We start from the raw sequence: 19,404 nt of genomic DNA, 5'->3' as shown, positions 1-19,404 counted from the left end.
CTGAGGACTAGCTTTCGGACGTCCAGCTCGCAAGACGGAGCGCCTCGGCCATCTCGGACTGGCTCGGCACGGCGTCCGCCGGGTTGTCCGGCCACTGTCGCGCGATGGCCGTGGCCCAGTCCGCCCACTCGGCCACGAGCCGGTAGTAGTCGGTCAGGAATCGGCCGACGAGCAGGGTCTGAGCCGCCCGCTGCTGGAACGGGCCCTGGCCCGCGACATAGGCGCGGGCCGCCGCCACGTTCTCCGTGTTGCGCTCCTCAGCCCAGGCCCTGGCGGCGCGCAGGGTGGCCAGGGTGTCGGCGGTGGTGCCGGAGTCGGCGAAGAACACCTTCAGCAGCTGCTCGCACTCCAGCACCGGACCGGACCCGGGTACCTGAAGCCAGCGAGCCATCGCGCGCCGCCCCTCGGGGGTGATGGAGTAGACGGTGCGCGGCCTGCGCCCGACCGCCTCCTTCGTCGCCTCGGCCAGGCCGTGGCGAACGAGCTTCTTCGGCTCCTCATAGATCTTGCTCTGCGCCCTTGGCCAGATCCGGCCGACGCCGCGGTCCATCTGCTTGGCGAGTTCGTAGGTGCTCCACGGCCGGACCGCGAGCAGCCCGAGGATCGCGTAGGACGTCGTGGTGAGTGCTGGATCCCTTGACATGCCCACTCCCGAGGAGTCTACTCAAATAGTCCCTTTGGGAGTATAGGTGGTGGTGACCATGACCGGCACCCTTCAGGTCCATCCCTCCAACGCGCCGCAGGCCCAAGCCTGGGACGGCGACGAGGGCACCTACTGGGCCGAGCACGCCGACCAGTTCGACCTGGCGGTCCGTGACTATCAGTCGGGCCTGCTCACCGCGGCGGACATCGCCGCAGGTGACCAGGTGCTGGACATCGGCTGCGGCACCGGCGAGACCACCCGCGACGCCGCCCGGCTGGCACGCGACGGTCGAGCCGTGGGTGTGGACCTCTCGGCGGCGATGCTGCGGGTGGCGAGGCAGCGGGCGGCGGGTGTGGCCAACGTCGAGTTCGTCCAAGCCGACGCCCAGGTGCATCCCTTCCCGGCCGCGGCGTTCGACCTCGCGGTCAGCCGCACTGGGACGATGTTCTTCGCCGACCCGGTCTCGGCGTTCGGCAACATCGGCCGCGCACTGCGTCCAGGTGGCCGTCTCGTGCAAATGGTGTGGCAGTCCGCGGCGGGCAACGAGTGGTTCCTCTCGTTCGCCCAGGCCCTCGCCGCGGGCAGGCCGATGCCCGCGCCCCCGCCCGACGCCCCCGGGCCGTTCGCACTCGCGGACCCTGAACGGGTCCACGCCGTCCTCGGTGCCGCGGGCTTCACCGACATCCATCTCAGCCCGCACAGCGAGGCCATGTCATTCGGGGACGACGCCGACGACGCGGAGCGTTTCGTGCTCGGCCTGCTCGGCTGGATGCTCGGCGGTCTCGACGACGAGGGCAGGCAGCGCGCTGTCGACAACCTGCGCGCCACCCTCACCGCTCACGACACCGGCCAGGGTGTCCGCTACGCGTCGGCGGCCTGGGTCATCCGCGCCACCCGTCCATGACAGGTCAGCGCAAAGCGCTGGCTACCAGCAACAACAGGCTGCCGAACGCCACGTTCCACACGCCTGACTGAAGGTCGGCGATGTCGACGGCCTGGCGGGCCTGCAGCACCCACACCACCACCGTCAGCGCCGAGATCCCCGCGCCCAGACGCAGCAGCACCGAAGACCGCAGCAAGCCCAACACGGCGAGGATCACCGCGATGCCCAGCGGTACGGCCATCGACGTGAGCAGCGACGCCGACTCGCGTTCGACGCCGCTGAACAGGCCAGACAGGGGGATGGTCGTCCCGGCCCGGTCCTCGAACCAGGGCCGGGTCACCCCGTACCCGGCCGCCGCGATGCCGACCAGGCCCAACACCCACGCCACCAGAGTTCGCACGGGCGCGAGTATTCAAGACTCAGGCGGCCTTTTCCAGAGCCCCGAGCGCACACGTCTCCAAGATCAGCCGGGACACCGCGACCGGGTCGTCGCCCATCGGGACGTGGCCGCAGCCGGGCAGCGACACGTGGCGGGCGGCGGGCAGCAGTTCGGCGGCGCGACGGGCCTGGCGGGGCCACAGGACGCGGTCGCGGGATCCCCAGACCACCGTGACGGGCACGGTCGGGGCGTCCGCGGCGTAGACGTAGGTGTGGCCGCCCGCGGCGATGATCGCGTCGAAGCCCTCGGCGGCGACCATGGACTCCAGGTCGCCCAGCATGTCCTGCTCCCCCACGTGCGACGGGCGCCCGAAGAGGATGCTGCCGCCGAGCAGGCGCAGGGGTTTGCGGGAGGTCAGCGCGGTGCGCATCGCGGGCACGCGGCCGCTGGCGCGGACCATGCGCAGGATGTTGATGGCCCACGCGCGGTCGCGGGCGCTCCAGAAGCCCGCGGGGGCGAGCGCGGTGACCGAGCGGGCACCGCCGCGCGCGGCGATCTCCAGGGACAGCATGGCGCCCAGGGAGTTGCCCGCCAGGTGTGGCCGCGGCACGCCGAGGTCGGCGAAGACCTCCATCAGCGCGTCGACGGCGCTGGGGACGTCGTAGCGGCGCTCCGGCGGCAGCATCGGGGAACCGCCGAAGCCGGGGAGGTCGATGGCGATGACGTCGTGGTGCTCGGCGAGGCGGTCCAACACCGGCGACCACGCCTGCCAGCGGTGGCCGATGCCGTGCAGCAGCACCAGCGGCTCGCCCTGGCCGCGTCGCTCGTAGTTGATCTCGATCATGTCGGTTCCTCTCACACGTCCAGGACGATGCGCTCGTCCGCCGCCCGCGAGACACACACGAGCATCGAGCCGTCTGGGACCGCGGCCCCGTGGTGCTCCACCGTTCCGGCGAGGACGCCGACCCGGCACGTTCCGCAGAACCCCTGCCTGCACGAGTAAGCCGTGCCCGGCCGCTCGCGGCGCAGCGCCTCCAGCGCGGACTCGTCCGCCGCCACCGGCACCACCGGGCCGCCCACGCCCAGCTGCAGCTCGAACGGAGCGCCGCCGAGCACCGGGGCCGGGGAGAATCGCTCGAAGTGCAGCGGGCCAGTCCATTCGCGACGGACGGCGTCGATCATCGGGCCGGGTCCGCAGCAGTACACCGACGCGCCAGGAACGGCGTCGCCCAGCAGGTCCGACACCGCGGGGACGTCCTCCGACGCCAGCACGCGCACCCGGTCGGTCGTGGGCAAGGCGTCCAGCTCGGCCAGGAACGGCATCGACTCGCGCGACCGTCCTGTGTAGACGAGCCGCCAGTCGGCGCCCCGGCGGGCGGCCATCCGCACCATCGGGAGGATCGGCGTGATGCCGATGCCGCCCGCGATGAACAGGTACGGGCCGCGGTCGACGAACGGGAACGCGTTGCGCGGGCCGCGCACGGTCAGCGTGGCGCCCGCCGCGAGCTGGTGGATCTCGCCCGAGCCGCCGTCGTCCGACACGAGCCGCACGGCGATCCGGTACGTCATGCGGTCCAGCGGGTCGCCGCACAGCGAGTACTGCCTGCGCCTGCCCGACGGCAGGATCACGTCGAGGTGGCAGCCGGGCCGCCAGCGCGGCAGCGGCTGGCCGTCGGCCCGCGCCAGCCGCAGCGCCACGACGCCCTCGGCGACGGCCTCGACCGTGCGCACCGACAGCACCAGGTCCCGGTCGACCGCCCGCACCGTCGGCTGCCGCCGCGCGCTCAGCGCGCTGAGTCGCTGGTAGCCGGCGACAACCGGAACCAGCGCGCGCAGCAGCCGGTCGGAGCGCGGTCGCCCGTAGAGGTCGGTGGGGGCGTGCATCAGCTCGCCGCCTTCGCCGCGGGCGACCGGGCCAAGTACGCGATCGCCTGGTCGGTGTCGCCCTCGTTGCGCGGGTGGTAGTCGCGCGGCAGATAGCGCCAGAGCGCCGGGATCAGCTGGCTCAGCCTCGGCAGCAGGCCGCGGCGGGAGGCGCGGAAGAAGTCGCGCCAGCGGGCCGGGCCGGGCTTGAGCGGGTCGTGCGCCATGAGCCAGCGCGCCGAGCGGACGAAGAACCAGCCGAGCACCGGCGCGACGGCGATCATCGTGCGCACGCGGCGGAGGTAGCGGCCGTCGAGGTGGGTGTAGAGGTCGAAGGCGACCGCGCGGTGCTCGACCTCCTCGGCGCCGTGCCAGCGCAGCAGGTCCAGCATCACCGGGTCGGCGCCCGCGTCGTCCAGCGGCTTGGTGTTGAGCACCCACTGGCCCAGCACGGCGGTGAAGTGCTCGATCGCGGCGATCACCGACAGCCGCTCCAGCAGCCACTGGTGCTTGGCGGCGCCGGTCAGTTCGCGGTCGCCGAGCAGCTTGCGGAACAGCCACTCCACCTGACCGACGAACGGCGCCGGGTCGAGTCCCTGCGCGGCGAGGTGGTCTGCCGCGCCCTGGTGGGCCTCGGCGTGCATGGCCTCCTGGCCGATGAACCCGGCGACGTCCTCACGCAGCACCTCGTCGGTGATCAGCGGCAGCGCCTGCCGGAACACCTCGACGAACCAGCGCTCGCCCTCGGGCAGGACCAGGTGCAGCGTGTTGATCGTGTGCGTGACCAGCGGCTCGCCGGGCACCCAGTGCAGCGGCACCGCCGACCAGTCGAACCGGACGTCGCGCGGGTGCAGGACCAGGTTCTCGTCCATCAGCGCACCACGTCCATCTTCGCGGCGGCCCGCATGAGGCCGGGGGCGAACCGCGCGCCGAGGCGGGCGATCTTGGCCTCGGCGGTCACCGGGACCACGGCGGTGCCGCGCTCGACGGCGCGCACGATGTCGGCGGCGACGCGCTCCGGGCCGAAGCCGCGGCGGGCGTAGGACTTGGTGGCCTTCTGCCGCAGCCGCTGCTGCTCGACGTCGTCCTTGCCCGCGAACCGGGTGGTGTTGGTGATGTCGGTGGCCACGATGCCCGGGCAGATCGCGCTGACGGTGATCCCATGGTCGGCCAGTTCGGCGCCGACGCAGTCGGACAGCATCAGCACGGCCGCCTTGCTGGCCGCGTAGGCCGACATGGCGCGATGCGGGGTGTAGGCGGCGGCCGATGCCAGGTTGACGATCGCGCCGCCCTCGCCGTTCTCGGCCATCAGCGCGCCGAACGCCTGGCAGCCGTGCACGACGCCGAGCAGGTTCACGTCGAGCACACGCCGCCACTCGTCGGCGGTGGTGTCGAGGAACGCGCCCGCCATGCCGATGCCCGCGTTGTTGACCACGACATCGGGCACGCCGTGCTCCTCGGCGACCGCGTCGGCGAAGGCTCTCATGGCGGCCTCGTCGGCCACGTCCACCTGGTACGGGTAGGCGGCTGGGCCGATCGACGCGGCGGTCTCCTTGGCGGCGGCGAGGTCGAGGTCGGCGACGACCACCTCGGCGCCGCGGGCGGCGAAGGCGCGCGCGGTGGCCTGGCCGATGCCCCGGCCCGCGCCGGTGATGACGACGAGGCTGTGGGTGAAGTCGCCGGTGTCGGCGGCGGCGCGCTGCAGGCCGCGGGTCATGGGCCTGCCGTCGACGTGGTCGACGAACTCGTCGACCATCCTGGCGACCGCCTCTGGGTGCGACACGGGTGCCCAGTGCCCGGCGACGAGCCTGCGCCGCCACACCCGGCCGACCCAGCGCTCGATGCCCTCCGACAGGTTCGGCGAGACGAACTTGTCGCGCGTCGGGATGATCAGCTGCACCGGCACGTCTGTGCGCCGCTCGGCGGGCTTGCGCAGCCGAGGCAGCATGTTGGCGGTGTAGAGCTTCACGCCGCGGGCGGCGTCGGCGGGCATCGTCGGCGCCGGGTGGCCGGGCGCGGGCGCGATGCCTTCGACGCGCTCCAGCAGCGTCGACCAGTTCGGGCCGATGACCGTGCGCCACGCGAGGGCGGGCAGCACGGGCAGGTGATGCAAGTAGATGTACCAGGAGCTGACGGCCTGCCGGACGACCTTGGCCAGGTTCGCCGGGGTGGGCCTGCTGAGCTTGCGCCGCATCCAGAACGCGGCGTGGTCCAGGCTCGGCCCGGAGATCGACGTGAACGAGGCGATGCGGCCCGCCGCGCGCGGGTCGGTGACCGGCTCCCACGCCTGGATCGAGCCCCAGTCGTGGGCGACGAGGTGCACGGGCCGCTCGGGGCTGACGGCGTCGGCCACGGCGAACAGGTCCTCGGCGAGCTTGGCGATGGTGTAGCCGCCGCGCTCGCGGGGTGCGCCGGACTCGCCCGCGCCGCGCACGTCGTAGCGCACGACGTGGTAGGTCTCGGCGAGCCGGTCGGCCACCTCGTCCCACATGGCGTGGGTGTCGGGGAAGCCGTGGACCAGCAGGATCGTCTGGTCGGTCGGGTCGCCCTGCTCGAACACGGCGAGGTCGACGCCGTCGCCGCGGACGGTTCGGCGGCGGACCACCAGACGTGAGGCGGTCTCCGGGAACCGGAGCGGAACGCTGGCCATGGCGACTCCCCATCGAGGTCACACCATCCGACGGCCAAGCCTCGGGCTGGTTTCACGGGCGTTACGTGACAACGACGAACGTTACAACCGCCGTTGTCAGGCTTGCAAGAGCTAGCAGGCCCAACCCGTTCGTCCTATTGGGCTCGTTCGGCCCGGATACGCTCCGCGAGCGCGATGATCCGATCGCCCATGACCTGCGGAATCACCCGCCGGGCCGACCTGTCGACCGCCGCGGACATCGCCGACATGACCAATGGGTGCAGCCTGCTCACCACATCGGCGAAGCGTGGCAGCTCATCACCGCTGGGTAGCCAATCGGGGCCTTTGGGGTCGAGGACGTACTTGCGAACCATCCCGACGAGCATCGCCGTGACGCGGTCGGTCTCCCCCTGGATCTCGGCGGCAAGGGCCAGCGCCTCCGACAGCGGCACGTCGAGGTCGACCAGTTCCTTGCCGGTGCGCAGCAGCTGCGGGCTTGGCGCGACGAAGTGCACGCCCTGCCGTTCGAGGATGCCCAGTTCGAGGGCCCTGCTGATGTTGGACGGGGTGATCTGGGTGCCGAACATGCGCACGAGCTCGGCCATCGGGATGACCTCCGGCTGCTCGTGCGACCAGGCCGCGCCGGTCGCCTCCTCGAGTCCGAGCACGTCAGCGAGGCTGTGCCCGGACTGCCAGGCGTCGAGCATCTCCTTGATCTGGGCGAAGGCGTAGCCGCGGTCGAGCATGTTCAGGATCAGCCGGAGTCTGGCCAGGTGCGCGTCGCCGTAGATGGCGGTGCGGCCGCGGCGCGTGGGCGGCGCCAGCAGTTCACGGTCCTGGTAGACGCGCACGTTGCGCACAGAGGTGCCCGCGGCACGCGCGAGGTCGTCGATCCGATATTCGGCCACGCGGCGAGCTTAGCCGGCCACGGCGCGTGCATTGTGGACGTGTATGTGCGGTTATCGGTCAGTTGTGTTCGGCGTCCTCAAAGGATCCCAACCGAACAGCGACGCCCGCCTGATCCAGGCGGGCGTCGCGTTTGTCAAGTTTTCCGTGCCCCCGACCGGATTCGAACCGGCACTACACCCCTTTTAAGGGGGCTGCCTCTGCCTGTTGGGCTACGGGGGCAGCCGCAGCCTAAGGCGCGATGGAGCAGCTCGGGACCGGTTTCTCCGCTTTCAGGCCGGCTGGCCCAGTCTCTTTGGGCCGTTTGACTCAGCCCCGCGAAACCCTGGCGAACTCTGCCTTCGGATCGTTGATTTGCCCCATCGAGATGACCTCGCGCCGGAAGAGACCGCCGGTTAACCAGTCCAAAGTGATCCGAACCTTGCGATTGAAGGTCGGCATCGCCTTGACGTGGTAGGCGCGATGCATTCCCCACGCGATGAGGCCCTTGGCCTTGACGCCGAAGATGTCGCCGACGCCCTTGTGCAGGCCGAGGCTGGCGACCGCGCCCAGGTTCTTGTGGTAGTAGTCCTTCGGCTCGCCGCCGCGCATCGCCTTGATGATGTTCTTGGCGAGCAGGCGGGCCTGGCGGACCGCGTGCTGGGCGTTCGGCGGGCAGATCGCGGTCGGGTCTTCCTCGGTGCGCGACAGGTCGGGCACGGCGGCGTTGTCGCCCGCGGTCCACGCGTCGGCGAGGCCCTCGACCCGCATCGCGGCGGTGGCGCGGAGCCTGCCCTGCTTGGTGAGCGGCAGGTCGGACGAGGCCAGGACCGGGTTGGACTTCACGCCCGCGGTCCAGACGATGGTGTCGCTCTCGAACTCGGTGCCGTCGGACAGCACGACCCGGCCGCCCTCGAACGACTTCGCCAGCGTCGACAGGTAGACCTCGATGCCGCGCTTCTCCAGCTGCATCACGGTGTAGACGCCGAGGCTCTCGCGGACCTCGGGCAACACCCGGCCCGCGGCCTCGACCAGCACGAACCGCAGGTCCTCCGGCTCGACGTTCTTGTAGTACTTGGTGGCGAACCGGGCCATGTCCTCAAGCTCGCCGAGCGCCTCGATGCCCGCGAAGCCGCCGCCGACGAAGGTGAACGTCAGCAGCCGCTTGCGCAGCTCAGGGTCGAGCGTGCTGTCGGCCTCGTCGAGCTTGGTCATGACGTGGTTGCGCAGGTAGATGGCCTCGCCGATGGTCTTGAAGGCGATGCCGTTCTCCACCAGGCCGGGGATCGGCAGCAGCCGGGCCACCGAGCCCAGCGCGACGACGAGGATGTCGTAGCCGAGTTCCTCGATGTGGCCGTCGGCGGCCTCGATCGTCACGGCCTTGCGGGCGTGCTCGATCTTGGTGGCGCGCGCGGTGATCACGTGGCACCGCTTCAGCGCCCGCCGCAGCGGCACGACCACGTGGCGCGGCTCGATGGCTCCCGCGGCGGCCTCAGGGAGGAAGGGCTGGTAGGTCATGTGTGGCTGGGGATCGATGACCGTCACCGAAGCCTCGCCGGACCGCAGCTTCCGCTGCAGGCCGAGCGCGGTGTAGAGGCCCACATATCCGCCACCGAGGATGAGGATTCGGGTCGGCTCTTTTCCGTTCGCCATGGCTCAATAGTCGCACTGGAAACACCCGCTCGCGAGGCGCCCCCAGGGTGATGTGACCGGAGTCGCTGCCCGGTTTCCGCAGGGTGTGACCCATATCGCGCGATCAGCGAACCCGATCGAGAAACACGACGACCGCGGCTATGACGCGATGGAAAGCAACCCGGCAACTTCCAAGATCATCGGAACCCGTCCGTCCGGGATTCCCGCGCCGATGATCGCTATCAGCCAGACGATGGCTTGCGTGCCCGCGGCCCGTTTGAGTGGCGGTTTGAGGGCTTTGGGGGCTATGCGCGCTTTTCGCGGCAAGAGGGCGGCTATGGCTGTGGAGAGGTGGAGGAGATGCACGAGGGGGATGAGGAGGAGGACACCGGGGGCGAAGGGGGTGTCGATGGTCGCGGTGAGGGTGGCGGCCGCGGTGAGGATGAGGAGGAGGGGGGCTGGGGACGAGGGGATGACCGTGGAGGCGAGGGCGAGGAAGGCGGCGAAGATGAGGGGGACGGGGGCGGGGTTGTGGAGGGCGATGTCGAGCAGGATGCCGCCGCTCGCCGCGGCGATGACGGCTCGCAGCCAGAGCGCGGAGACGCCTTCGCCGACGTCGAGAACCATGCTTTCGGGTGATCGAGTTGTCCACAGTTTGCTGGTGTGGGGCCGCTTTTCAAGATCCACTGTCGCGCCCCTTCGATAGACTGGCCAAGGGCCGTCCCCCCGGGGTTGGGTGGGGGCACTCCTGCTTCGATTCGGGCCATTGCTTCATCTGCGGCGCCGGAGTTTGCGGAGGGTGGCGGCGATCGGGGTGCCGTCCGACCACGGGATGACGGGGACGCCCTGGGTGCGGAGCGCGGTGAGGCGGGTTCGGTGTTCGCCGGTGAGGATTTGGCGGACAACCTCTCCCCAAGGTGACGCCGGGTCCGGGATCAGCGGCGGCAGCATGTCGACGGCCATCACGCGTTCGCCGCGGCGGGCCGCGTGCAGGACGCAGTCGGTGATCGCGTCGTCCAGGAATGGGGACAGGACCAGGATCACCGCGCCCGACGGGGTCTGGCGAAGGATCGGTTTGGGGGCCCAACCGGCCGAGCGCGAGCACGCGACCAACTGGTGGCGGATGCGCAGCAGGTGACGGTGGCCCGCGCCCGGGGCGATGCCCAGCTGCGGGCGGCCCAGGTCGATCAGGCCGACCCGGTCGCCTTGGCGCAGGAAGCCCGCGGCCAGCGCCGCGACCGCGCGGACCGAGGTGTCGAGGGTGCCGCCCGGGCGGACGGCGGTGTCGCCCTCGCTGTCGGACCACGCGGCGATCGACGGGACGACGTCCATGCGCGAGTCGATCGCCAGCAGCAGTTCGGCGTCGGCCTCCGCGTGGCGTTCGCGGACGTGCAAGGCGCCCAAGGGATCGCCGATGGCGGCTCCGGCCCGCAGGGTGACGCGCCAGTCGACGCGGCGGACGCGGTCGCCGGGGTGGAAGGGGCGGATGGCGCGCAGTTCGGTGCCGTCGCCCGCGCGGGCCGAGCGGTGCACGCCGACTAGGCCCGCGGCACGCGGCGGGAGTGGTCCGGCGGGCAGCGGGGCCACCGGCGGGAGCACGGTCCGGCGGCTCTCCGGGCCGGTCACCGGTCCCGCGATCAGCAGCGCGTCGCGGCCCGCGACGAGGTGGTCGGGGCGGACGTCGACGCCCTCGCCCCAGGCGTTCCACCGCAGCCGCGCGCGCAGCGACCGGGCGTGGCCGGGCAGCAGCTGGACGGGTCCCACGGCGGGAGCGTCGGGAGTGGGCAGGCGGACGGCGAGGAATTCGATGCCCGGTCCCGCGTCGACGTGGATCGTCAGGCGGGCGTCGTCGCCGGTCTCGACGGTGCGGGGCAGGCGGTCGGCGCGCGGGACCGGGGCCGCGCCCACCGGCACCGCGAGCGCGAGGACCGTGCTGACCAGCAGCGGAGCGCCGATCAGCAGCAACTCGAACCGGTGCAGGACAACGCCGAGCGCGACGAGGCCGAGGCCGCCCACGGCGCCGCGGACCAGGGCGTCGGTGCCGCGCCACCCCGCGGTCCCGGCCGCCCGGCGGGCCCTCGCCCAGGCGAGCACCCGGCCGCTCATCGGCTCGCGCTGCTCGGTGGGCCGGGCACGGCGGCCAGCAGTTCGGTCACCACGGCCACCCCGCTGATGCCGCTGCTCCACGTCTCCGCGCGCAGCGTCAGCCGGTGGGCCAGCGCGGCGACGGCGCACTCCTTGACGTCCTCGGGCAGCACGTAATCGCGTCCCGCGATCACCGCCAGGGCCCTCGCCACCAGCAACAACGCCTGCGACCCGCGCGGCGACGCGCCGACGTCGACGGCCGGGTGGGCTCGGGTGGCCCTGGCTAGGTCGACGCAGTAGCGGAGCACGTCGTCGTCGACGTCGACCAGTTCGACCGCCGCCTGCAGCTCCAACACGGCCGCCGCGTCGACGACCTGGGTGACCTCGGCGTCCTCGGTGCGCCGCGCCAGCCTGCGGCGCAGCACCTCGACCTCCTCCTCCGGCGGCGGATAGCCGACGTCGAGGCGCAGCAGGAAGCGGTCGAGCTGGGCCTCCGGCAGCGGATAGGTGCCCTCGTACTCGATCGGGTTGGCCGTGGCGATGACGTGGAACGGCCTGGTCAGCGGGAACGTGCGGCCCTCGACGGTGACCTGCTTCTCCTGCATGGCCTCCAGCAGCGCCGACTGGGTCTTCGGCGGGGTCCGGTTGATCTCGTCGGCCAGCAGCAGGCCGGTGAACACCGGGCCGGGCCGGAAGGTGAACTCGCGGGTCGCCGGGTCGAACAGGAACGAGCCGGTGACATCGGCGGGCTGGAGGTCCGGGGTGCACTGCAGGCGGGCGAAGTCGAGCCCGAGCGCGCGGGCGATCCCCCTGGCCAGCAGCGTCTTGCCCAGGCCGGGCACGTCCTCGATGAGCACGTGCCCACCCGCGAGCACTCCGGCCAGCGCGAGCCGGACCGTGCGCTCCCGGCCGACGAGCACCTCGGCCAGCGCCTTGGTCACCGCCGCGGCGGCCTCCTCCACAGTGGACGGTGTCACGGGATCTCCAGTCGGTTGAGCAGTGCCGCCAGCCGGTCGGGCGGGGGCAGGGTGGCAGTCGGCGAGGTGATCACCGCGTGCAGTTCGTATCCCAGCAAGGCTTTCGCTTCTTCGGAGTCCAAATCAGACACGCCGCGTTCGCGCAGCGCGGCGGCCGCGAGCCTGCGCAGCCGCGGCTGGATCCGGGTGATGAACCGCGACTGGTCGGTTGCGGCCTCCGCGAGCCTGCTGGCGAGGTTGGTCGCCTGGAGTTCCGTCGCCGGGCCGGTCCCGTCGGGCACGGCACTCCACAGTGGATCGAGTGGACCGGCGTAGCGGGTGCTCAGCAGCGTGACGGCCGCGGTCGGGATCCCGACGCACACCGCCCAGAACACCGGGATGTTGCCCGGCCACACCGCGAGCGCCGCCACGACCGCGCCCACGAGCAGCGCGATGATCCAGCTGCGGGCGGGGCTCATCGCCGCGCCCCCGCGAGCTTCTCCTCCAGCCGCGCCAACGCCTCGTCGGCGGCCGCGACGTCCCCGGCGGTGACGGCGCCGCCGAACCGGGCGCGGTGGTAGAGGTCGCGCAGCCCGGTCGCGTCGACCCCGTGCGCGGCGACGACCCGCGCGACGAACTCCGTCGGGGTCTCATGCGCCGCCCGCCGTGTCCCCCGCGCCGCGGCGGCGTCCTCCAGCACCAGCCACGCCGCCACGATCGCGTCGGCGGGCGGCCCGCCCGCGCGCCTGCTGAGCGTGACCCTGGCCGACTTCGCCGCCTCCACCAGGTCGACCACGGGCATGCCCGGCTCGGCGCCCTCGGTCCCGGCGATCTCGATGGCCAGCCGCGGCCGCGCGACCCGCCGGCGACGCGTCAGCCCGGCCAGGATCGCCGCCGCGCCGATCAGCAGCATCGCCAGGACCAACAGCAGCAGCGCGCCGGTGGTGACGCCGCCGAGCAGGTCGAGGAAGAAGTTGCGCTCGATGTCCTCCGGCGGCGGCGCGACCGGACCCGCGGGCGGCTCCGACACCGCCCCCAGCGGCCCCCCGCGCGGAATCGCCGACTCCCCGCGCGCCGCCGCGACCGCGAGCACCAGCATCGCGGCCACCACCAGCAACGCGGGCAGGCGTGACCTCATGGGGCGAGCATGCACCACCGACGCTGTGGGCGCGATCACATTCGGGTAATGACGATGTCGATCTCCAGCTCCAGCGGCCGGACCCGCACCTCGACGGCGCGGTCGGGCAGCAGGCGGGCGAGGACATAGGGGTGCCAGAGCAGCAGCAGGGCGATGAGCGCGTATGACACAGGAGATTCCTTAGCCCGCCTGGGTTCCGAGAGCCCCCCGCGCGGCGGTGTGCGCTGTCATCGACGTTACCAGGGATCTGCGTAATGTCGATCGTGTGCTGCTTCCCAACGGTGTCCGCCTGAACTGTGTCCGCTCCGGCTCCGGCCACCCCGCCGTCCTGCTCCACGGCCTGGGCGAGAACGCCTCGACCTGGGACCCGGCCCCGCTGCCGGTCCACCGCCACGCCCTCGACCTGCGCGGCCACGGCGCCGCCGACCGCACGGCGGAGTACTCGCTGGAACTGATGGCCGAGGACGTCGTCCTCGCGCTGACCCAACTCGGCTTCGACCGGCCGCTGGTCGTCGGCCACTCGATGGGCGCGGTCATCGCCTCACTAGTCGCCGCCGCCCGCCCAGACCTGGTGGGCGACTTGGTGTTGGAGGAGCCCCGCCCGCCCTTGCCACCCAATCCCCCGCGCGTCGGGGACGTCCCCGAGGACGACTCGCTTCCGTACGACTGGCGGATGGTCCGCGCGATCCGCGCCCAGGTCGACCACCCGTCCGCGAACCGTCGGGAGGCATTGGCCGCCATCACCGCCCGCACCCTGGTGATCGGGGGCGGGCCGTCGAGCCAGATCAAGCAGGACGAGTTGGCGGAGTACGCGGGCATGATCAAGGACAGCACGTTCGTCACCATCGACGCGGGCCACACACCACATCGGGACGCGCCTGCGCAGTTCCTGGCGGTCGTCACCGAGTGGCTTCCCTGCTGACTGTCTTGCTAGGGCAACGCGAGTAGCCACTCCTCCACGGCCGCCAGGTCACCGGCGGACAGACCACGGCGTGGGTCGACCCGGTACAGCTCGGTCGGGGCCTGCCGGTCGGCGAGGAAGCGGTCGCGGGCGACCGGCAAGAGATCGAAGTCGTCGTCGAGCCAGATGAGGGGGCGGTTTCCCGCGTGGCGGGCGACGGCGGGGTACTTCCAGGTATCGGTGGTGCTGCTGACGTCGATCACCGGGAGCGGTGGCAGGCCGATGACGGGGGCGATCACGGTGTTCGCCCGGTGGCCCCAGGTCGTCGCCCACGTCAGCCGCGCGCCTGTGCGTTCGGCGAGCGCGCACAGGGCCGGGCCGTGGGTCGGGTTCAACCGCAGCCGCAGGACTTTGCGGCGGTTCCAGCGGGACAGGCGGATCCGGTGCTCGACGAACCCGTCAGGCAGCTCTCCGGCGAACGGGTTCAGCGGGCCGTCGACGTCGAGCAGGATCAGAGGTGTCATTCCGCTGCCCGCTTCAAGACCTCTTGCAGCATCGGTTGCGTCAGCCTGCCGGTGAAAGTGTTCTGCTGGCTCACGTGGTAGCAGCCCAGCAGCCGCAACCCCGCTCCCCCATCCACCGCAGGCACCGCGTACTCCACCCCGTGCCCGAACCGCGGCCGCCCCACCGACCAGAACCGTTCCAGCACCGGCATCGCCGCCTGCCAGCCGAAAGCCCCGAGGACCACCACTGACCGCAGGGTCGGGCGCAACAGCTCCAGCTCCCGCGAGAGCCACGGCCGACACGTGTCCCGCTCGACCGGGGTCGGCTTGTTGGCAGGCGGCGCGCACTTCACCGGGGCCGTGATCCGCACCCCATGAAGCTCCAACCCGTCGTCCAAGGACACCGACGTCGGCTGCGAGGCCAGGCCGACCGCGTACAACGCCGCGTAAAGGAAGTCGCCGGAGCGGTCGCCGGTGAACATACGGCCGGTGCGGTTGGCGCCGTGGGCGGCGGGGGCCAAGCCGATGATCGCGATTCGGGCGTGGGGGTCGCCGAAGCCGGGAACCGGTCTGCCCCAGTACTCCTGGTCGCGGAAGGCGGCCCGTTTCACCGTCGCGACCTCCTCCCGCCAGGCCACAAGGCGGGGGCAAGCGCGGCATTGCGTCACCGCGCGGTCCAGTTCGTCCATTGTCATCGGTTCCCGCCAAGTGGGAGAAGGGCAGGCCGTAGGGTCGGCACATGGACGCAACCGCCGACGGGCCCACGACCCCTGAGCCCACCGACGACCTGGTCACCACGTCGCACACGCTGACAGTACGCAAGCGCAAGCTCGCCTACACCGCCACGACCGGCAGGCTGGTGTTGCGCAAGGAGGTGGTGACCGACGGGACGTTCGACGGGCACCTCCCCAAAGCGGAGGTCTTCGTCACCGCCTACACCCTCGACGGCGCCGACCCGGCGACGCGGCCGGTCACCTTCGCCTTCAACGGTGGGCCCGGGTCGTCGAGCATCTGGCTGCACCTGGGGGTCTTCGGTCCGCGTCGGGTCGTCTGCGGTGACGCCGGGCAGCTCGCGCCGCCGCCGTACGGGCTGGTGGACAACCAGGAGACGCTGCTGACGCACAGCGATCTGGTGTTCATCGACCCCGTGTCCACCGGCTTCTCCCGCGCGGTGAAGGGCGAGAAGCCCGCCGACCACCACGGGTTCCAGGCCGACCTCGAGTCCGTCGGCGAGGTCATCCGGCTGTGGACGACGCGGCACGGGCGGTGGGTGTCGCCGAAGTTCCTGGCGGGCGAGTCCTACGGCACGACGCGGGCGGGCGGGTTGGCCCAGCACCTGCAGTCGCGGCACGGGATGTACCTCAACGGGCTCATCCTGATCTCGTCGGTGCTCGACTTCGCCACGCTGAACTTCGTCGAGGGCAACGACCTGCCGTACCCGCTGTACCTGCCGACCTACGCCGCCATCGCCCACCACCACGGCCTGCACGGCGACCGGCCGCTCGCCGAGGTCCTCGCCGAGGCCGAGGAGTTCGCCACCCGCGACTACCCGTGGGCGCTGAACCAGGGTGCCCGTCTGTCCGCCGAGGACCGCGCGGCGACGGTGGCCAGGATCGCGGCGCTGTCCGGCCTGTCCGAGGACTACGTCGACCGCGTCGACATGCGCATCGAGCACACCCGCTTCTTCGTGGAACTGCTGCGCGACCGCAGGCAGACCGTCGGCAGGCTCGACGGCCGCTTCACCGGCTGGGCCGCCGACTACGGCGTGGAGACCCTGCGCGAGGACCCCTCGATGTCGGCGATCATGGGCGCCTACACCGCGGGGATCAACCACTACCTGCACACCGAACTGGCCTACCGCAAGGACTTGCCGTACGAGGTGCTGAGTCTGTCGGTGAACCGGGACTGGTCGTTCAAGGAGTTCGAGAACGCCCACGTCACCGTCGCCGACAAGCTGGCCGCGGTCATGCGGGCCAACCCGCACCTGAAGATCCACGTCGCCTCCGGCCACACCGACGGCGCCACCCCGTACTTCGCCACCGAGCACACCCTGGCGCATCTGGCGGTGCCCGCGGAGCTGCGGGAGAACATCGAGGTCGTCTACTACCCGGCCGGGCACATGATGTACGTCCACGAGCCGTCGCGGGTCCAACAGTCGAAGGACATCGCCGAGTTCGTCAAACGCGCGTCGAACCGCTGACCCGCCTTGGGTGGGCCGCCCTGGGTGGCCCACCCTCGGACTAGCTCGACGCCGCCCGGCCGAGGCGCCAGTAGCCGGTGAAGGTGACGTCCGACTTCGCCATGTTCCGGTCGTTCACCAGGTGCCTGCGCAGGCCGGTCGCCAACTGGGACTCGCCCGCCACGAACGCGTAGCAGGGCTCGGTGGGCAGCGCCGCCTCCCGCACCGCGGCCTCGACCACCGAGCCGGGCCGGGCGTCGTGGTCGTGCCGGACCAGCCAGTGGATCTTCGCGCCGTCCGGGGCGTCGACCGGCTGGATGTCCTCGGCGTCGGGCACCTCGATGAACGCCTCGACGCGCTGGTCGGCGGGCAGCGAGCGGAGGATCCCGAGCAGGGCGGGCAGCGCGCTCTCGTCGCCCGCGAGCAGGTGCCAGCGCTGGTCGGACGGCGGGTTGTAGTGCGGGCCCTCGTCGAGCAGGCCGACCTTGGTGCCCACCTTCGCCGACGACGCCCACGCCGACGCGGGACCGGCGTCGCCGTGGCAGGCGAAGTGGATGTCGATCTCGGGGTCGCCGCCGTCAGCCGCCGGGCGGTACTCGCGGACGGTGTAGTTCCGGGCCAGTGGCCGGGTCTCCTTGGCCATCAACAGGTATTGCGCGTACCAGAGCACACTCGCGCGCGTCGGCAGCCGCAGTTCGCTCTGGCCGTCGCGCGGCAGGAACAGCCGGAACCACTGGTCGAACCCGCGGGGCACGAAGTGCGCCAGCTCGGGTCCGCCGATCGTCACCCGGACGAAGGTCGGGCTGACCCGGGCGCCGCCGAGGACGTTCGCGGTGAGGACCTGGCGCTCATCTGATCTGGGCACGAAAGTTAGGGTAGCCTAAGTTCGTGGGGAGCGGAAACGACAGCGGGCCCCTTCCGGGGGGAAGGGGCCCGCTGTCGCGAAAGGACTTACCTACTTGAGGAACTTCTTGCCGTTGGTGACCGCCGCGTACGCGTCGACCACGCCGTGACCGTAGAAGTTGTTGAAGGCGGCGTCGCCCTCACAGGTGGCGTTGAACTCCGCCGGGCGACCGACGAGGGTGTAGTCCACCGTGCGCGGGGACGGGCACGACTTGTCGAAGGCGGTGCCCTCGAGGACGCGCTCGACCTTGTCCGGGTGCAGCGAGACCTGGCCGTGCGAGTACTTGCCGTACTGCGACACGATCAGCGCGGCGACACCGGTGGCGTGCGGGGACGCCATCGAGGTGCCCTGCAGGAACTGGTAGTAGCCGCAGGTGCCGTCGGCCTTGCACGCCTTCTGCACGCCCAGCGCCGCGCCGTCCGGCGTCACGTTGCCCTCTTCGTCGATCGCGCCTTCGGTCAGCGCGACGTTCTTCGGGTACGACGACAGGATCAGGTTGCCGTTGGTGCGGTAGGTCGGGGTGCCGAGACCGTCACGGAAGTAGCCACCGGGAGCCGAGACCGAGATCCGCTCGAAGCCGTAGTTCGAGTAGTCGGCCTTGCCCAGCGACGGGCCGAGCGCGCTGACGCCGAGGGCGTGCGGGCCCTCGATCGGCATCGAGAGGCAGTCGGCGTTGTCGATGGTGCGGGTGTGCTCGGTACCCGCCGGGAAGTCCGGGCTGGTGGCGTCCGGCAGCGGCTTGCCCAGGTCCTGGTGCTGGTTGCCCAGCGACACGATCTGGGTGACGCCCTTGCGGTAGGCGTAGTTCATCGCGCGGGTGATCGCCTTGATGATCACCTTCTGCTCGGCCTGCTGCTCGGGGGAGTCCGCCGGGTTGCTCTTGCAGTTGTAGAGCCACGGGTCGACGTAGAACGACATGTTGACCACGTCGAGGCCCGCGTCGCCGGAGTAGGTCATGGCGTCGACGACCGGCTGCAGGAAGAAGTAGCCGGAGTCCTGGCCACCGCGGATGTTGACGATGGACACGTTCGGCGCGACACCGGAGATGCCGAAGCCGTCGGCCGCCGCGGCGATGGTGCCCGCGACGTGCGTGCCGTGGCCGCCGTTGTCCACGTCGGCCGGGTCGACACAGCCCGCGTACTCACACGGACCGTCGACTTCCTGGCCGAGGTCGTCGTTGACGATGTCGTGGGTGAAGTTCCGCGACAGGGCGTGGTCGAAGTTCGGCGCGATGTCCGGGTGGCTGCCGTCGACACCGGTGTCGAGGACACCGACCTTGACGCGCTTGTCACCGGCCTGCGTGGTGCGGGCCATGTGCGAGCGGACGGCGGTCAGGCCCCACAGCTGGCTGTCGAGCGGGTCCATGCCCGCGACGGCGTTGCCGTGCTTGCCGGTGCCGTTGCTGCCGGACTTGTTCTCCTTCTCGACGTCCTTGACCTTGGCCTTGGTCGCCTTGGCGTCGGGAGACTTGCCGATCGACTTCACCTTCGCCGCGCCGTCGACCGCCGCGTTGCCGGACAGGCGGGCGGTGAACCCGTTCTCCGGCGCGGTGGCGGTGACGAGGCCGACCGCCTTGTTGGTGCTCACCACGGTGCCACCGGCCGAGCGGACGGCGGCCTCGACGGCCTCCGCGCTCGCGCCGTCAGCGGCGAGGACATTGAACTCGACGGTCTTCCCGGACAGTTCCTGGGCAGCGGTCGCCGATGGGACGGCGATCCAGGCCAGGGATACGACCAGGGGTGCCGCGAGCGCTGCCACGAACGTCTTACGTCGCTTCACGCGTACTCCTTTTCCGACTTTCGACATTTCCCTGAGATCGGCCCC

General features: G+C 71.4%; 21 protein-coding genes and 1 tRNA gene. 3 read left to right on the top strand and 19 right to left on the bottom strand.

Going from position 1 to position 19,404, the window contains the following annotated elements:
- Nucleotides 1-7 precede the first annotated feature (7 nt).
- Nucleotides 8-643, bottom strand: a complete 636-nt coding sequence (locus ACSHT8_RS27130) for a helix-turn-helix transcriptional regulator (protein ID WP_436493729.1) — start codon at nt 641-643, stop codon at nt 8-10.
- A 58-nt stretch (nt 644-701) separates the two neighbouring features.
- Here ACSHT8_RS27130 and ACSHT8_RS27125 point away from each other — a divergent pair, with 58 nt between their 5' ends.
- Complete coding sequence (locus tag ACSHT8_RS27125; RefSeq protein WP_436493728.1) at nt 702-1,547, top strand: class I SAM-dependent methyltransferase; 846 nt, start codon at nt 702-704, stop codon at nt 1,545-1,547.
- A gap of 4 nt (nt 1,548-1,551) precedes the next feature.
- Here ACSHT8_RS27125 and ACSHT8_RS27120 read toward each other — a convergent pair whose 3' ends face one another.
- The 14 genes from ACSHT8_RS27120 to ACSHT8_RS27055 all read right to left on the bottom strand — a co-directional run bounded on the left by ACSHT8_RS27120 (nt 1,552) and on the right by ACSHT8_RS27055 (nt 13,263).
- On the bottom strand, nt 1,552-1,926 hold the full coding sequence (locus ACSHT8_RS27120) for a hypothetical protein (protein ID WP_436493727.1): 375 nt from the start codon (nt 1,924-1,926) through the stop codon (nt 1,552-1,554).
- Between the two features lie 19 nt (nt 1,927-1,945).
- A complete protein-coding gene (locus ACSHT8_RS27115; protein WP_436493726.1) occupies nt 1,946-2,749 on the bottom strand; it encodes an alpha/beta fold hydrolase in 804 nt (267 codons plus the stop codon).
- 11 nt (nt 2,750-2,760) lie between these two features.
- Complete coding sequence (locus ACSHT8_RS27110; protein WP_436493725.1) at nt 2,761-3,789, bottom strand: PDR/VanB family oxidoreductase; 1,029 nt, start codon at nt 3,787-3,789, stop codon at nt 2,761-2,763.
- Nucleotides 3,789-4,640, bottom strand: coding sequence for a metal-dependent hydrolase (locus ACSHT8_RS27105; protein WP_436493724.1), 852 nt, complete (start codon nt 4,638-4,640; stop codon nt 3,789-3,791). The genes ACSHT8_RS27110 and ACSHT8_RS27105 overlap by 1 nt, the downstream gene beginning before the upstream one ends.
- Nucleotides 4,640-6,418, bottom strand: a complete 1,779-nt coding sequence (locus ACSHT8_RS27100) for an SDR family oxidoreductase (RefSeq protein WP_436493723.1) — start codon at nt 6,416-6,418, stop codon at nt 4,640-4,642. Before ACSHT8_RS27100 ends, ACSHT8_RS27105 begins: the two co-directional genes overlap by 1 nt.
- A 134-nt stretch (nt 6,419-6,552) precedes the next feature.
- Nucleotides 6,553-7,305, bottom strand: coding sequence for a MerR family transcriptional regulator (locus tag ACSHT8_RS27095; RefSeq protein WP_436493722.1), 753 nt, complete (start codon nt 7,303-7,305; stop codon nt 6,553-6,555).
- Between the two features lie 146 nt (nt 7,306-7,451).
- Nucleotides 7,452-7,525, bottom strand: a tRNA-Leu gene (locus ACSHT8_RS27090).
- A gap of 87 nt (nt 7,526-7,612) precedes the next feature.
- Nucleotides 7,613-8,935, bottom strand: coding sequence for an NAD(P)/FAD-dependent oxidoreductase (locus ACSHT8_RS27085; RefSeq protein ID WP_436493721.1), 1,323 nt, complete (start codon nt 8,933-8,935; stop codon nt 7,613-7,615).
- A 138-nt stretch (nt 8,936-9,073) separates the two neighbouring features.
- Entirely contained in the window at nt 9,074-9,601 is a 528-nt protein-coding gene (locus ACSHT8_RS27080) for a hypothetical protein (protein WP_436493720.1), read from the bottom strand.
- A gap of 84 nt (nt 9,602-9,685) precedes the next feature.
- Nucleotides 9,686-11,020 carry a DUF58 domain-containing protein gene (locus ACSHT8_RS27075; protein ID WP_436493719.1) on the bottom strand — a complete coding sequence of 445 codons (1,335 nt, stop codon included), beginning with the start codon at nt 11,018-11,020 and terminating at the stop codon, nt 9,686-9,688.
- The gene (locus ACSHT8_RS27070) at nt 11,017-11,976 is read right to left on the bottom strand and encodes an AAA family ATPase (protein WP_436493718.1); all 960 of its coding nucleotides are present in this window, start codon (nt 11,974-11,976) and stop codon (nt 11,017-11,019) included. Before ACSHT8_RS27070 ends, ACSHT8_RS27075 begins: the two co-directional genes overlap by 4 nt.
- On the bottom strand, nt 11,973-12,434 hold the full coding sequence (locus tag ACSHT8_RS27065; RefSeq protein ID WP_436493717.1) for a hypothetical protein: 462 nt from the start codon (nt 12,432-12,434) through the stop codon (nt 11,973-11,975). The genes ACSHT8_RS27070 and ACSHT8_RS27065 overlap by 4 nt, the downstream gene beginning before the upstream one ends.
- Complete coding sequence (locus ACSHT8_RS27060; protein WP_436493716.1) at nt 12,431-13,093, bottom strand: DUF4129 domain-containing protein; 663 nt, start codon at nt 13,091-13,093, stop codon at nt 12,431-12,433. The genes ACSHT8_RS27065 and ACSHT8_RS27060 overlap by 4 nt, the downstream gene beginning before the upstream one ends.
- 35 nt (nt 13,094-13,128) lie before the next feature.
- Nucleotides 13,129-13,263 (bottom strand): hypothetical protein, encoded by a 135-nt coding sequence (locus ACSHT8_RS27055; RefSeq protein ID WP_436493715.1) that lies wholly within the window; start codon nt 13,261-13,263, stop codon nt 13,129-13,131.
- Nucleotides 13,264-13,358: 95 nt separating this feature from the next.
- Here ACSHT8_RS27055 and ACSHT8_RS27050 point away from each other — a divergent pair, with 95 nt between their 5' ends.
- Nucleotides 13,359-14,015, top strand: a complete 657-nt coding sequence (locus tag ACSHT8_RS27050) for an alpha/beta fold hydrolase (protein WP_436493714.1) — start codon at nt 13,359-13,361, stop codon at nt 14,013-14,015.
- A gap of 8 nt (nt 14,016-14,023) precedes the next feature.
- On the opposite strand, the gene ACSHT8_RS27045 is transcribed toward ACSHT8_RS27050, so the two are convergent.
- Both ACSHT8_RS27045 and ACSHT8_RS27040 read right to left on the bottom strand, forming a co-directional pair.
- The gene (locus ACSHT8_RS27045; protein WP_436493713.1) at nt 14,024-14,518 is read right to left on the bottom strand and encodes an HAD domain-containing protein; all 495 of its coding nucleotides are present in this window, start codon (nt 14,516-14,518) and stop codon (nt 14,024-14,026) included.
- Nucleotides 14,515-15,192, bottom strand: coding sequence for a uracil-DNA glycosylase (locus ACSHT8_RS27040; RefSeq protein ID WP_436493712.1), 678 nt, complete (start codon nt 15,190-15,192; stop codon nt 14,515-14,517). Before ACSHT8_RS27040 ends, ACSHT8_RS27045 begins: the two co-directional genes overlap by 4 nt.
- A 44-nt stretch (nt 15,193-15,236) precedes the next feature.
- Between ACSHT8_RS27040 and ACSHT8_RS27035 the strand changes: the two genes are divergently transcribed.
- Nucleotides 15,237-16,697 carry a S10 family peptidase gene (locus ACSHT8_RS27035; RefSeq protein WP_436493711.1) on the top strand — a complete coding sequence of 487 codons (1,461 nt, stop codon included), beginning with the start codon at nt 15,237-15,239 and terminating at the stop codon, nt 16,695-16,697.
- A gap of 40 nt (nt 16,698-16,737) precedes the next feature.
- Here the strand turns inward: ACSHT8_RS27035 and ACSHT8_RS27030 are convergent, their stop codons facing one another.
- Nucleotides 16,738-17,541, bottom strand: a complete 804-nt coding sequence (locus ACSHT8_RS27030) for a siderophore-interacting protein (protein WP_436493710.1) — start codon at nt 17,539-17,541, stop codon at nt 16,738-16,740.
- A gap of 90 nt (nt 17,542-17,631) precedes the next feature.
- Nucleotides 17,632-19,386 carry a S8 family serine peptidase gene (locus tag ACSHT8_RS27025; protein ID WP_436493709.1) on the bottom strand — a complete coding sequence of 585 codons (1,755 nt, stop codon included), beginning with the start codon at nt 19,384-19,386 and terminating at the stop codon, nt 17,632-17,634.
- Nucleotides 19,387-19,404 lie beyond the last annotated feature (18 nt).

The organism is Actinokineospora sp. HUAS TT18 (genome assembly GCF_051364635.1).
GTDB lineage: Bacteria > Actinomycetota > Actinomycetes > Mycobacteriales > Pseudonocardiaceae > Actinokineospora.
Note: the sequence above shows the minus strand (reverse complement) of the source record. Positions and strands in the feature narration are given on the sequence as shown.